The sequence below is a fragment of the Microbacterium sp. NPDC088619 genome, assembly GCF_044752825.1.
Classification (GTDB): Bacteria; Actinomycetota; Actinomycetes; order Actinomycetales; family Microbacteriaceae; genus Microbacterium.
The window spans coordinates 1-13,087 of sequence record NZ_JBIVLZ010000002.1 but is presented as its reverse complement, the minus strand read 5'-3'; the positions used below and the strand labels follow the sequence as shown (position 1 = coordinate 13,087).

General features: G+C 68.2%; 12 protein-coding genes. 10 read left to right on the top strand and 2 right to left on the bottom strand.

The genetic code is table 11. The annotated features are described in order from the left end of the window. Positions 1–106 precede the first annotated feature (106 nt). Genes argC through argH form a run of 6 tightly spaced genes read left to right on the top strand, consistent with a single transcriptional unit; the run spans position 107 to position 6,791 of the window. Positions 107–1,159, top strand: a complete 1,053-nt coding sequence (argC, locus tag ACIP5T_RS14505) for an N-acetyl-gamma-glutamyl-phosphate reductase (RefSeq protein ID WP_400864843.1) — start codon at positions 107–109, stop codon at positions 1,157–1,159. Next, complete coding sequence (gene argJ / locus ACIP5T_RS14500) at positions 1,156–2,313, top strand: bifunctional glutamate N-acetyltransferase/amino-acid acetyltransferase ArgJ (protein WP_400864840.1); 1,158 nt, start codon at positions 1,156–1,158, stop codon at positions 2,311–2,313. Before argC ends, argJ begins: the two co-directional genes overlap by 4 nt. Beyond that, positions 2,310–3,227 carry an acetylglutamate kinase gene (gene argB / locus ACIP5T_RS14495; RefSeq protein ID WP_400864837.1) on the top strand — a complete coding sequence of 306 codons (918 nt, stop codon included), beginning with the start codon at positions 2,310–2,312 and terminating at the stop codon, positions 3,225–3,227. The genes argJ and argB overlap by 4 nt, the downstream gene beginning before the upstream one ends. Next, positions 3,224–4,435: an acetylornithine transaminase gene (locus ACIP5T_RS14490; RefSeq protein WP_400864834.1), complete on the top strand. Its 1,212-nt coding sequence runs from the start codon at positions 3,224–3,226 to the stop codon at positions 4,433–4,435. Before argB ends, ACIP5T_RS14490 begins: the two co-directional genes overlap by 4 nt. Further along, a complete protein-coding gene (gene argF / locus ACIP5T_RS14485) occupies positions 4,432–5,361 on the top strand; it encodes an ornithine carbamoyltransferase (protein ID WP_400864831.1) in 930 nt (309 codons plus the stop codon). The genes ACIP5T_RS14490 and argF overlap by 4 nt, the downstream gene beginning before the upstream one ends. Beyond that, a complete protein-coding gene (argH, locus tag ACIP5T_RS14480) occupies positions 5,361–6,791 on the top strand; it encodes an argininosuccinate lyase (RefSeq protein ID WP_400866970.1) in 1,431 nt (476 codons plus the stop codon). The genes argF and argH overlap by 1 nt, the downstream gene beginning before the upstream one ends. Positions 6,792–6,918: 127 nt before the next feature. On the opposite strand, the gene ACIP5T_RS14475 is transcribed toward argH, so the two are convergent. Further along, a complete protein-coding gene (locus ACIP5T_RS14475; protein ID WP_400864828.1) occupies positions 6,919–7,506 on the bottom strand; it encodes a DUF1349 domain-containing protein in 588 nt (195 codons plus the stop codon). Between the two features lie 59 nt (positions 7,507–7,565). Between ACIP5T_RS14475 and ACIP5T_RS14470 the strand changes: the two genes are divergently transcribed. From ACIP5T_RS14470 to ACIP5T_RS14455, 4 genes are all read left to right on the top strand, one after another. After that, a complete protein-coding gene (locus tag ACIP5T_RS14470) occupies positions 7,566–8,210 on the top strand; it encodes a SatD family protein (protein WP_400864825.1) in 645 nt (214 codons plus the stop codon). Next, positions 8,207–9,097: a hypothetical protein gene (locus tag ACIP5T_RS14465; protein ID WP_400864822.1), complete on the top strand. Its 891-nt coding sequence runs from the start codon at positions 8,207–8,209 to the stop codon at positions 9,095–9,097. Before ACIP5T_RS14470 ends, ACIP5T_RS14465 begins: the two co-directional genes overlap by 4 nt. Before the next feature lie 53 nt (positions 9,098–9,150). Continuing rightward, on the top strand, positions 9,151–10,452 hold the full coding sequence (gene tyrS, locus ACIP5T_RS14460; RefSeq protein WP_400864819.1) for a tyrosine--tRNA ligase: 1,302 nt from the start codon (positions 9,151–9,153) through the stop codon (positions 10,450–10,452). Between the two features lie 93 nt (positions 10,453–10,545). After that, entirely contained in the window at positions 10,546–11,343 is a 798-nt protein-coding gene (locus ACIP5T_RS14455; protein WP_400864816.1) for a DUF4184 family protein, read from the top strand. On the opposite strand, the gene ACIP5T_RS14450 is transcribed toward ACIP5T_RS14455, so the two are convergent. After that, the gene (locus tag ACIP5T_RS14450; protein ID WP_400864813.1) at positions 11,328–12,656 is read right to left on the bottom strand and encodes a CoA transferase; all 1,329 of its coding nucleotides are present in this window, start codon (positions 12,654–12,656) and stop codon (positions 11,328–11,330) included. The genes ACIP5T_RS14455 and ACIP5T_RS14450 overlap by 16 nt on opposite strands. Positions 12,657–13,087 lie beyond the last annotated feature (431 nt).

Here is a 13,087-nt window from a genome sequence, read left to right as displayed (position 1 = left end):
GCGCTTCTGCCTGCGTACGCACGGCGGTCGAGTGCCGGTGTCGCCGCCCCGGTTCCCGACACTGCACCCCGCGTTCGACGAGGGGTCCGACCGTTAAGGTAGAAGCATGACGTACTCCGTCGCCGTCTCCGGCGCATCCGGCTATGCGGGCGGCGAGATCCTGCGCCTCCTCGCGTCTCATCCCGACATCGAGATCCGCACCGTGACGGCTCACTCGAACGCCGGCCAGCCGCTCGTGCAGCATCAGCCGCACCTGCGGTCGCTCGCGCACCTCACCCTGCAGGACACCACACCCGAGACACTCGCCGGGCATGACATCGTGTTCCTCGCCCTGCCGCACGGACAGTCCGGGCAGTACACGGACGCGCTCGGCGACACCCCGCTCGTGATCGATGCGGGAGCGGACCACCGACTCACGTCGCAGGACTCGTGGGATGCCTTCTACGGCGGTGACTTCCACGAGCCCTGGGCCTATGGTGTCCCCGAGCTCCTCGTCGGCGGTGTCAAGCAGCGCGAGACGCTGCGCGATGCGAAGCGGATCGCCGCGCCCGGCTGCAACGCCTCGACCGTGAGTCTGAGCCTCGCGCCGGGCGTCGCCGCAGGTGTGATCGACCCGGGAGACATCGTGTCGGTGCTCGCCGTCGGTCCCTCTGGTGCGGGGAAGAGCCTGAAGACCAACCTGCTCGCGAGCGAGATCCTCGGCAGTGCAAACCCCTATGCGGTCGGCGGCACCCACCGGCACATCCCCGAGATCCGCCAGGCGCTCGCCGCGGCATCCGGTGCAGCCCCCGACGGCATCCGCATCTCCTTCACCCCTGTGCTCGTTCCGATGTCGCGGGGAATCCTCGCCACCTCGACCGCACCGATCGTCGATGGCGTCAGCGACGCGGAGATCCGGGCTGCGTGGGAGAACGCCTACGGTGACGAGACGTTCGTGCAGCTGCTGCCCGCCGGTCAGTTCCCGCGCACGGCAGATGTCCTCGGCGCCAACACCGCGCTGATCGGTCTCGCGATCGATCGTGCCGCGAACCGCGTGACCGTGGTCACCGCCGTCGACAACCTCGTCAAGGGCACCGCAGGCGCTGCCATCCAGTCCATGAACCTCGCGCTGGGACTTCCCGAGTCCCGCGCCCTCTCAGCGAACGGAGTCGCACCGTGAGCGTCACCGCCCCCGCAGGATTCGAGGCGGCCGGAGTCGCCGCCGGCCTCAAGTCGACCGGCAAGCCCGATGTCGCCGTGGTCGTCAACCGCGGCCCGCGCAAGGTCGGCGCCGCCGTGTTCACGAGCAACCGTGCCAAGGCCAACCCGATCATCTGGTCGCAGCAGGCGGTGGCGGACCGTGTCGTAGAGGCCGTCGTGCTCAACTCCGGGGGAGCGAACTGCTTCACCGGCAGCTTCGGCTTCCAGACGACGCACCAGACCGCCGAGAAGGCGGCCGAGCTGCTCGGCGTCAGCGCCGGCGACGTGCTCATCTGCTCGACGGGCCTGATCGGCGTGGGCGACGAGGTCTTCCGCGGCAAGGTGCTCGCGGGCACCGAGCAGGCGATCGCCGAGCTGTCGGCCGACGGTGGCGAGGTCGCGGCTGAGGCCATCATGACCACCGACAGCGTCTCGAAGACCGCCGTCGTGAGCAGGGACGGCTGGACCATCGGCGGCATGGCGAAGGGCGCGGGCATGCTCGCACCGGGCCTTGCGACGATGCTCGTGGTCATCACGACGGATGCCGTGCTCGAGCCTCTCGAGGCCGACGCCGCACTGCGGTTCGCGACGGGCACGACCTTCGATCGGCTCGACTCCGACGGCTGCATGTCGACCAACGACCAGGTCACGCTGCTCGCCAACGGCGCCTCCGGGGTGACTCCCGACCTCAAGCACTTCTCGGCGGCCCTCGCCGAGCTCTGCCTCGAGCTCGCGGTCAAACTGCAGGGCGACGCCGAGGGCGCGAGCCACGACATCACCATCGAGGTGCGGCACGCCGCCACCGAGGGCGAGGCCGTCGAGGTCGGTCGCTCGGTCGCTCGCAACAACCTCTTCAAGGCCGCCATCTTCGGCAACGACCCGAATTGGGGGCGCGTGCTCGCCGCGATCGGCACCACGAGCGCCCAGTTCGACCCGTACGACGTGGATGTCTGGATGAACGGAGTGCGCGTGTGCAGCGAGGGCGGCCCTGACCGTCCGCGAGAAGAGGTCGACCTCACCCCTCGCGCCACGCACCTCGTGATCGACCTCAAGGTCGGCGAGGCCACTGCGACGATCCTCACCAACGATCTGACCCACGACTACGTGCACGAGAACAGCGCCTACGCCTCATGACCGATATCCAGGACACCACGCCTGACGTCGCCGCCGTCAAGGCCGCGACGCTCATCGAGTCGCTCCCGTGGCTGAAGAAGTTCCGCGATCAGATCGTCGTCGTCAAGTACGGCGGCAATGCGATGGTCTCGGACGAGCTCCAGGAGGCCTTCGCACAGGACATCGCCTACCTGCGTTACGTCGGCGTGCTGCCGGTCGTCGTGCATGGAGGCGGACCGCAGATCTCCGACATGCTGCAGCGCCTCGAGATCCCGAGCGAGTTCAAGGGCGGCTACCGCGTCACCAACACCGAGGCGATCAGCGTGGTGCGCATGGTGCTCACCGGTCAGGTGAACCCGCAGCTCGTTTCCAAGATCAACTCGCACGGTCCGATCGCGACCGGGCTCAGCGGTGAAGACGCGGGGCTGTTCGGCGGGCGCCGTCGCGGTGTCGTGATCGACGGCGAGGAGATCGATCTCGGTCGTGTCGGCGACGTCGTGGAGGTCGACCCGACGCCCGTGCTCGATCACCTCGCGGCGGGACGCGTGCCCGTCGTGTCGAGCATCGCGCCCGACCTCGATCATCCCGGCCAGTCGCTCAACGTGAACGCGGATGCTGCGGCGGCCGCCCTCGCGGTGGCGCTCAACGCTCGCAAGCTCGTCATCCTCACGGACGTACCAGGCCTCTACGCAGACTGGCCCAACCGCGACTCTCTCGTGTCGCACCTCACCTCGGACGCTCTCATCGAGATGCTGCCGACCCTCGAGTCAGGCATGATCCCGAAGATGAAGGCCTGCCTGGACGCTATCGAGGGCGGCGTCGATGCCGCCGCGATCATCGACGGACGCGTGCCGCACTCGGTGCTCGTCGAACTCTTCACCAGCAAGGGAATCGGAACAGAAGTGGTCATGGGAAGCGCAGGAGTGAAGGCATGAGCAACTGGCAGGATGACGCAGCGAGCGATCTGGTCCTCAACGCAGGGCCTCGACTGGCCATGCTCACCCGCGGTGAGGGCTCGTATCTCTGGGACTCCGAGGGCAAGCGTCACCTCGACTTCCTCGCCGGCATCGCCGTGACCTCGCTCGGTCACGCGCATCCGGTGTTCGTCGAGGCGGTCTCGAAGCAGGCGGCGACTCTCGCGCACGTGTCCAACTACTTCGCCACGCCCTCGCAGCTCGCGCTCGCCGCTCGGCTCAAGCGCCTCGCCGGCGCCGGTATCGACGGTCGGGTGTTCTTCTCGAACTCGGGCGCCGAGGCGAACGAGGCCGCGTTCAAGCTCGCCCGTCTGCATGGCGGAACCGAGAAGCCGCGCATCATCGCTCTCGAGAACGGCTTCCACGGACGCACCATGGGGTCGCTCGCGCTCACAGCGAAGGCGTCGATGCGCGCGCCTTTCGAGCCGATGCCCGGGGGCGTCGAGCACATCCCCGCGACGATAGAGGCGCTCGAGGACGCGATCGACGACCGCGTCGCAGCCGTCATCGTCGAGCCGATCCAGGGTGAGGCCGGTGTGGTCGAGCTGCCGGACGGATACCTGCAGGCCGCTCGCTCTCTCACGCTGAAGCACGGGGCGCTGCTCATCGTCGATGAGATCCAGACCGGTGCAGGGCGCACGGGCGCCTGGTTCGGTTTCAGCCACGAGGGCATCACCCCCGACGCCATCACGCTCGCGAAGGGCATCGGCGGCGGCTTCCCGATCGGCGCGCTCGTCACGTACGGCGCCGCGAGCTCGCTCTTCACACCGGGGTCGCACGGTTCCACCTTCGGGGGCAACCCGCTCGCGACCGCTGTCGCCGACGCAGTGCTCTCGGAGATCGAGAGCGCGGGGCTCGTCGACAACGCCGCCCGCCGTGGCGACGAGATCCGCGAGATCATCTCCGGGATCGGTTCGCCTCTCGTCACGGGAATCCGTGGTCGAGGGCTCCTGATCGGAGTGGCGCTCGGCGCCCCCGTCGCGAACGACGTGGTCGCCGCTGCTCAGGAGCGCGGTCTCATCGTCAACGCAGCCAACCCCGAGACCGTGCGCATCGCGCCGGCACTCACCATCGGAGACGCCGAACTCGCCGAGTTCCGTGAGCTCTTCGCCGCGTCGCTCGCCGACGTCCAGGCATCCCTCACCGAATCCGGAAAGGCCCTCGCATGACCCGCCACCTGCTGCGTGACGACGATCTGACCCCCGCAGAGCAGGCGGAGATCCTCGATCTCGCCATCGAGCTGAAGAAGGACCGCTGGGCGAACAAGGCCCTCGCCGGCCCGCAGACGGTCGCAGTGATCTTCGACAAGTCGTCGACCCGCACACGGGTCTCCTTCGCGGTGGGCATCGCCGACCTCGGAGGCTCGCCCCTGATCATCTCGACCGCGAGCAGTCAGCTGGGCGGCAAGGAGACTCCGTCCGACACCGCGCGGGTGCTCGAGCGTCAGGTCGCGGCGATCGTCTGGCGCACGTACGCGCAGGCAGGTCTCGAGGAGATGGCCGCCGGCACCACGGTGCCCGTCGTCAACGCGCTCTCCGACGACTTCCACCCGTGTCAGCTGCTCGCCGACCTGCTCACGATCCGCGAGCACAAGGGAGACCTGAAGGGCCTCACGCTGACCTTCTTCGGGGACGGCCAGAGCAACATGGCTCACTCCTACGCGCTGGCGGGTGTGACGGCGGGCATGCACGTGCGCATCGCCTCGCCCGCCGACTACGCGCCGCGCGCGGACGTCGTCGAGGCCGCCGACCGCCGTGCGGCCGAGACCGGTGGGTCCATCACTCTCTACACCGACGCCGTCGAAGCCGCGGCCGGGGCGGACGTCGTGGTCACCGACACCTGGGTGTCGATGGGCAAGGAAGAGGAGAAGCTCGCACGCATTCGTGATCTCGGTGGCTACAAGGTGACGCCCGAGACGATGGAGATCGCCGACTCCGAGGCCATCTTCATCCATTGCCTCCCCGCCGACCGAGGGTACGAGGTCGACTCCGAAGTCATCGACGGACCGCAGAGCGTCGTCTGGGATGAGGCGGAGAACCGTCTCCACGCGCAGAAGGCACTCCTCGTGTGGCTGCTCGACAAGAAGGACGCATGATGGCCGACTCGAAGAACGAAGGCACGAACGAAGGTGCACTGTGGGGTGCTCGCTTCGCGAGCGGACCCTCGCCCGAGCTGGTCGAGCTCAGCCGCTCGACGCACTTCGACTGGGTGCTCGCACCGTACGACATCGCCGGATCCCACGCCCACGCGACGGCGCTCGCGGCCGCCGGATACCTCGAGCCCGACGAGGCGGCGAAGATGCACGAGGGGCTCGATGCCGTGGCGCGCAAGGTCGCCGACGGCACGCTGCAGCCCATCCCCTCGGATGAGGACGTGCACGGAGCTCTCGAGCAGGCTCTGATCGCCGAGCTCGGGCCCGAGCTCGGCGGACGTCTTCGTGCCGGCCGCAGCCGCAACGATCAGATCGCCACACTCGTGCGGATGTACCTGATCGACCATGCCCGGGTGATCGCGCGAGACCTCCTGCGCGTCATCGACGCCCTCGTCGCACAGGCGGAGGCTCACCCCGACGCGATCCTGCCCGGACGCACGCACCTGCAGCACGCGCAGCCGGTGCTCCTCGCACATCACCTGCAGGCCCACGGCTGGCCGCTCGTGCGCGAGCTCGAGCGCCTCGTCGACTGGCGTCGTCGCGCCGGTGTGTCACCCTACGGCGGGGGGGCGCTCGCGGGCTCGACGCTCGGCCTCGATCCCGCGCTGGTCGCGTCGGAGCTCGGACTCGACCGCCCGGCCGAGAATTCGCTCGACGGGACCTCGGCGCGTGACGTCGTCGCCGAATTCGCGTTCATCACGGCGATGACCGGGGTCGACATCTCGCGTCTGAGCGAGGAGATCATCCTCTGGAACACTCGCGAGTTCGGCTTCGTCACCCTGCATGACGGGTACTCGACCGGCTCGAGCATCATGCCGCAGAAGAAGAACCCCGACATCGCGGAGCTCGCTCGCGGCAAGTCGGGGCGCCTGATCGGCAACCTGTCGGGGCTGATGGCGACGCTCAAGGGACTTCCGCTCGCATACAACCGCGATCTGCAGGAGGACAAGGAGCCGGTCTTCGACTCGGTGCAGACCCTCGAGGTCGTGCTCCCTGCTTTCGCGGGGATGATCGCGACGCTGCGCTTCGACACCGAGCGCATGGCCGCTCTTGCGCCCCAGGGCTTCTCGCTCGCGACCGACGTCGCCGAGTGGCTCGTGAAGCGCCGCGTGCCGTTCCGTGACGCCCACGAGATCTCCGGCGCGCTGGTGCGTGCCTGCGAAGAGCAGGGCATCGGCCTCGAAGACGCCTCCGATGAGCTGCTGATCTCGGTGTCGCCCCATCTGGCGCCCGAGGTGCGCGAGGTGCTGACGATCGAAGGATCCGTGGCCTCGCGCACGGGTGTCGGCGGAACGGCTCCTGTCCGGGTCGCCGAGCAGCGTGCAGAACTGGTCGCGAGAGCACAGGCCGCCGCGCACGCTCTGGGTCTCTAGCCGACGGCATCCGAAGCGCGGCGATCGGCATGATCGCAGAACGGCCCGCAGAGCTCTCGTCGAGAGTGTCCGCGGGCCGTTCAGCGCTTTGTGGAGCGTTCGCTCCGTGGGTGGGCGTCCGTGGCGCTCAGTGCAGTGCGACGTCTGCAGCCGAGCGCGTCCAGCGGGTGAAGCGGACGACGAGTCCGGAGCGGGTGGGGCCCGCGAGGAACGGGCCGGCGGATGCTGTCGCCGTGCCGTCGAACGGTGCCACCCGCACCAGGCGCCATTCGCCCTCGCCCGCGCGTGCACGCACGATCACGGCGTCCGACCAGCGGCTCACGCGGACCGTGATCTCGCTGCCGTGCCATTCGTCGACGTAGCCGACCGACCAGTCCGAGCGGACGTCGGTGACGACGGCCCCGAGCCCCAGGTGTCCATCGGCGTACTCGACGCCGGCCTTGATCCAGTGCTCGTCGTCGATGCGCACGAAGACGCCGGCTTGGTCGAACTGTCCGTCCCACGGCGCGCGGAACGATACGTCCATCGCCTTGCCCACCGCGAGGGGAGCGAGCAGCGCGTGCTCGGTGTCGTGCACGAATCCGTAGGCGGTGTGCCGCCAGGCGTCGCTGCCTTCGACGGCGGTCGCGTCCAGGTGGTCGTCGTCGACGGCGAGGTGAGCGGGTTCGTGGGTCCAGGAGCCTTCGGCCCAGGGGATGATGTCTGATTCAGGCATGTTCCCATGCTATAACCAAATAGGGCATAAATGAAAGGTATTCGTGATACGGTTATCACATGGTCATCGCCGTACTCGCCGACATCGTGGGCTCTCGTCAGCTCGACGATCGGTCGGCGGCGCAGCGCATCCTCGACGACACGATCGCTCGCGTCGAGCAGCAGCTGCCCCTCGCGCATCATGCGCTGACGCCCACGGTAGGGGATGAGCAGCAGGGCGTCTACCTCGAACTCCCGGACGCGATGGTCTCGCTGCTCATGATCCAGCTCGCGCTTCCCGACGGTATCGCCTTCCGGTTCGGGATCGGCATCGGTGACGTGCGCTCGGTCGACTCCGTGCACGGCGAACTCGCCGACGGACCGGGGTGGTACGCGGCGCGCGCCGCGATCGAGACCGTGCACGCGAGGGAGAGTCGCACCGTGCCGCGCACGCGCACGTGGATTGTCGGTGCTCCCGGGCAGGATGAGGTCATGGACAGCGTGATCGCCGCATCGAACGCCTACCTCCTCGTCCGCGACGAGCTGGTCGGGTCGATGAACGAGCGTGAACGCCGCCTGACCTACGGACGCCTGATCGGCAGATCGCAGCACGACCTCGCGGCCGAAGAGGGCATATCGCAGCCCAGCGTCTCGAAGTCGTTGCGAAACGCCGGCAGCGCAGCCCTCATCGAAGGGGTCGCCGCACTGAGAGGGACGGGCGCATGATCGTCGCCGGATTCATCCTGCTGGCTGTGGGTTCAGCCGATCTCGTCCGCCAGTTCGCTCCGCATCGATGGATCGGCTACCTCACCGTCGCGGTGATCCTCCTTCTGTTCGGCAGCGTGAGCGACGCGCTGCTGCCCATGATCCTCGGGCTCGGGGTGGGAGCTCTGTGGGTGTGGTGCATGCCGTCCGCAAGACGCGCACCACTCGGGTTCTGGCCCGCCGTGCTGCTGGGTGTACTGAGCATCGGATCGGTCGTGTGGTTGGGTGCTCGCACGGATGCCGGTCTGATCGGTTCCGTGTGGAGCGTGCGCTCCCCGTTCGGAGAGGTACCGTTCGATCTCGCGATCCTCACCGTGGGCACGGGGGTGTTCCTCCTGGAATCCGCGAACCTCGTGGTCCGTGCCGCGCTGGACGGCGAACACACCTGGCGTCCCGCCGAGCTGCGACGGCCCGCGGTGCTCGACACCGCGGACTCCCAGGCGGCTGCGTCCGACGCCCCGGTCGCGCATCCGGTCGTCCCCGGCGTTCAGGCGGACGAGGGCGCGACCGGAGTGATCGGCGTCGGTGCTTCAGAGACGGCGACGGCAGAGCAGGCAGACCCGGCGGGCGATGCCAACGCCGTGCCCGCACGCGATCCCCGAGCCGGGTTCAAGGGAGGCCGGCTGATCGGTCCGCTCGAACGAATCCTCGTGATGCTCCTCACCCTGGCCGCCGCGTATCCGATTCTCGCCGCGATGCTGGCAGCCAAGGGAATCGTCCGCTTCCCCGAGATCTCGCGCGACGGCGAGACCGGGGCGCGAGCCGAGTACTTCCTCGTCGGCAGCCTCGTGAGCTGGGTCATCGGGCTGGGCGCAGCCTTCCTGGTGTGGTGGGCGGCGCACAGCTGATCGGTCGTGGTAGCGGCGATTCACGTGCCCCGACCGCTGATAGCCTGGGGCGCGTGTCGAATTCCGCTCTGACGACCGCCCCACCGGCGATCGACCCCACGTTCGAGAACGTGTGGGACGAACTGCTGTGGCGCGGCCTCGTCCACGTGTCCACTGACCAGGAGGCGCTGCGCGCCCTTCTCGCCGGGGACCCGATCACGTATTACTGCGGTTTCGACCCGACAGCTGCCAGCCTGCACCTCGGAAACCTGGTGCAGCTGCTGACGCTGCGCCGCATCCAGCTCGCCGGTCACAAGCCGCTCGGCCTCGTCGGCGGCTCCACCGGTCTGATCGGCGACCCTCGGCCCACGGCGGAGCGCACGCTGAACACACGCGAGACGGTGGAGGAGTGGGTGGGGCGCCTGCGGACGCAGGTCGAGCGCTACCTGAGCTTCGAGGGCGAGAACGCCGCACGCATCGTCAACAACCTCGACTGGACGGCGCCGCTGTCGGCGATCGACTTCCTGCGCGAGATCGGCAAGCACTACCGTGTCGGCACGATGCTGAAGAAGGATGCTGTCGCCGCGCGTCTGAACTCGGATGAGGGCATCAGCTACACCGAGTTCAGCTACCAGATCCTGCAGGGGATGGACTTCCTCGAACTGTACCGGCAGTACGACTGCGTCCTGCAGACGGGTGGTTCCGACCAGTGGGGCAACCTGACCAGCGGCACCGACCTCATCCGTCGCGCCGAGGGGGCGTCCGCGCACGCGATCGGCACGCCGCTGATCACCAACAGCGATGGGACCAAGTTCGGCAAGAGCGAGGGCAACGCGATCTGGCTCGATGCCGAGATGTGCAGCCCCTACCGGATGTACCAGTTCTGGCTCAGCACGTCGGACGCCGACGTGATCGAGCGGCTCAAGGTGTTCACGTTCCTGACTCGCGCCGAGATCGAGGAGTACGAGGCTCTGGTCGAGTCCGAGCCGTTCCGTCGTGCGGCGCAGAAGCGCCTCGCGCTCGAGGTCGTGGCGACCGTCCACGGAATCGATGCGACAGCCGCCGTGATCGCGGCATCCGAAGCGCTCTTCGGTCAGGGTGACCTGGCCGCTCTCGACGCGTCGACGCTGCGCACCGCCCTCGAAGAGCTCCCGCACGCGACAGTCGACGCCGGTTCGCCGGTCGTGGATGCGCTCGTCGCCACCGGGCTGGTCTCCAGTCTGTCCGAGGCGCGCCGCGCGATCAGTCAAGGCGGGGTGTCGCTCGACGGCGCACGCGTCGAGGACGACTCGGCCACTGTGCAGGGCACTCTGCCCGGCGGGGTCTCCGTGCTTCGTCGTGGCAAGAAGACTCTTGCCGGAATCTTCCTCGCCTGAGGATCCGTCGTTGATCGCATGACGGCGGTCGTCCGAGGAATCTCGGGCGACCGCCGTCACGTATCTCATCGCCACAGCTCGTCAGGAGAGCCGATGCCGTTCACGCCGAGCCACGCGCTGGTCGCCCTGCCCTTCATCCGCACCCCGCTCGTGCCGGCAGCGATCGCGATCGGCGCCATGACCCCGGACCTTCCGCTGTTCCTGCGGGGAATCGGCCTCCAGTACTCGTTCACCCACACGTTCGGCAATGTCCTCTGGACCGCGCTGGTCGCCTTCGTGCTGTTCCTGGTCTGGCGAGTGGTGCTGCGTCCGGCGGTCGGCGAGCTGTCGCCGCTCTGGCTGGCTCGGCGACTGCCCGCCGGCTGGTCGGAGTCCGGCATCGGGGCTGCGAGAGCGGCTGTCGGCGTCGGGGCGCCGAACCGGCTCTATCCGGTCTGGCTCGCAGCGTCGCTGGTGCTGGGCGTCCTGACGCACATCGTCTGGGATCTCTTCACGCACGAAGGGCGATGGGGAGTGGATGCGCTCCCAGCTCTTGGCGACATGTGGGGGCCGCTCACCGGGTACAAGTGGCTGCAGCACGGATCGAGCGTGATCGGGTTGCTCATCATCGGCATCTGGGCCATCCGCCGGCTGCACCGTGCTGATGCTCGCGAAGGCGTGGAAAGGGTGATGCCAGGGGCGGTCCGCGCCGCATGGTGGCTGTCGCTTCCCGTGGTGCTCATCACTGCCTGGCTCCTGGGATACGCGGCATACGGACCATTCACCGAGCAGTTCACGTATCAGCATCTGGCCTATCGGATGCTGCCGCCCGCGTGTGCGCTGTGGGGTGCACTCACGCTCGCGCTCTGTCTCTCGCTGCCGCTGTTTCGCCGCGTTCACCAACGCGGCTGATCGGATCCCCAGCGATGGGGAGCTGCGAACTCGAGGCCGGGAAGCACCGACGCGGCTGTGGTGACCTTCTGCCCGCCGACCTCGAATGCGGCGGTGTGGGCGGCGAGGTCCGACTCCCGCATCACTTCCGGCTGGGAGGACCGCGGCATTCCGAGAAGCTCGGCCGCGACCCGACGCAGTGAGGTGCGCACCACCCAGCCGCCGCCCTCACGCCGTTGACGTTCGCGCAGCGAGAGGACTGCGGTCGCGAGGAGATACCCGGCACTGTGGTCGAGAGCCTGTGCAGGCAGAACTCCGGGGCGGTCCCCGTCGAGGGTCTCGATCATGGCGATACCGGACTCGGCCTGCACCAGACTGTCGAATCCGGCGCGGGACGGCTCGTCGATGCCCCACGCACTGAGTTGAGCGATCACGAGGTTCGGATGGCGTTCGAGCAGTGCCGAGGCCGAAAGACCGAGCCGATCGAGGGATGCCGGGCGGTACCCCAGAACCAGCACGTCGGCCGCTGCGAGCAGTTCCTCGAACCGATCGGTGCCGGCGTCGAGCAGTGCAGATCTCTTGCCATGACCGGTATCGAAATGCTGCCAGTCGGGTTCGACCAGATGCGGAGGGTCGAGGCGAAGCAGGTCAGCGCCCAGAAGTGCGAGAGTGCGGGTGCAGACGGGGCCGGCGATCACCCGGGTGAGGTCGAGCACCCGCACCCCGGCGAGCGGCGCGTGACGATCTCGATCATCGGACACGTGGTGTCCGTCACGAGGGGACGGGCCCATCCGCTCGACCTCGAGCAGGGGAGCAGCGCGCAGGCGCGCATCGTGGTTCGGGTTCTCCGGAAGCACGGGAACGGTGAGTCCGCGCGCCGACGCGATCCGATCGACCGCTTCAGCGGTCGTCAACGGGAGGATGGTGGCGCGCACATCGTCGATGTCGTCGCCCGCCGCGAGGCCGAGCCCGGTCCGGAGGCGCCTCGCGTGGTGCGGATAGTTTCCGTGGGTGCGGATCCATCCGTCGGATGCGCGGAAGAACCCTGAGTACGGCGACCAGACATCCGGTGGGAGACCGTCGATGGTGAGAGCCCGATCACTCCGATAGGCGACGGCGATGCGGTCGGGGTCGGGAAGGGCGCGGATGCCGGAAGCCATGCACACGGCGCGCACGCTCGCCCACGCAAGATCTCCGGTCGCCAGGCGTGACGGAAGAGGCACGGGACGCGGGGGTGGGGTGCCGATGTCGGCGACGTCGGGCTCGATGCCGAGGTCTGCCCACACCCTCTGCAGCAGCACGGTGGCGGGGGAGGGATTCATGGGCTCGTTCACGCTGCGATCGTACTCGTGGCACCGATCGGGACGGAATACCGCCGCTGGACTGGGAAAAGCCGCGCCGGGGTGGGCAACGACACGCCCGGGGGTGGTGGCCCGATTTGCCAGAAGCCCGGAACCCACGTAACTTATTACCTGTTCGCCCCACAGGGAAGCGGAGGAGCCAAGAGCTTCACCCCCCTCAAGCGGAGAACCACCTCCCGATCCACTCACTTGTGAGAACAGACGCCTGCGTCTAGGATGGGAGATCCACCCCATCTGCGGCTGTCACCGGCTGCGCAGCGGATCCAAGATCCGCACGGCGCGCTGATTTGACAAGCGGGACGGGATGGCTAAGATAGAGAAGTTGCCCTTCGGGCCTGGTTGTGATGACTGGGTCGTGGGAGCATCCGATCCTTGAGAACTCAACAGCGTGCACTTGTCAAATG

Bases quoted from the DNA above. Each gene is read 5' to 3' on its own strand.
- argC (WP_400864843.1), top strand. From the start codon at position 107: ATGACGTACTCCGTCGCCGTCTCCGGCGCATCCGGCTATGCGGGCGGC.
- argB (WP_400864837.1), top strand. From the start codon at position 2,310: ATGACCGATATCCAGGACACCACGCCTGACGTCGCCGCCGTCAAGGCC.
- ACIP5T_RS14490 (WP_400864834.1), top strand. From the start codon at position 3,224: ATGAGCAACTGGCAGGATGACGCAGCGAGCGATCTGGTCCTCAACGCA.
- argF (WP_400864831.1), top strand. From the start codon at position 4,432: ATGACCCGCCACCTGCTGCGTGACGACGATCTGACCCCCGCAGAGCAG.
- argH (WP_400866970.1), top strand. From the start codon at position 5,361: ATGGCCGACTCGAAGAACGAAGGCACGAACGAAGGTGCACTGTGGGGT.
- ACIP5T_RS14475 (WP_400864828.1), bottom strand. From the start codon at position 7,506: ATGCCTGAATCAGACATCATCCCCTGGGCCGAAGGCTCCTGGACCCAC.
- ACIP5T_RS14470 (WP_400864825.1), top strand. From the start codon at position 7,566: ATGGTCATCGCCGTACTCGCCGACATCGTGGGCTCTCGTCAGCTCGAC.
- ACIP5T_RS14465 (WP_400864822.1), top strand. From the start codon at position 8,207: ATGATCGTCGCCGGATTCATCCTGCTGGCTGTGGGTTCAGCCGATCTC.
- ACIP5T_RS14455 (WP_400864816.1), top strand. From the start codon at position 10,546: ATGCCGTTCACGCCGAGCCACGCGCTGGTCGCCCTGCCCTTCATCCGC.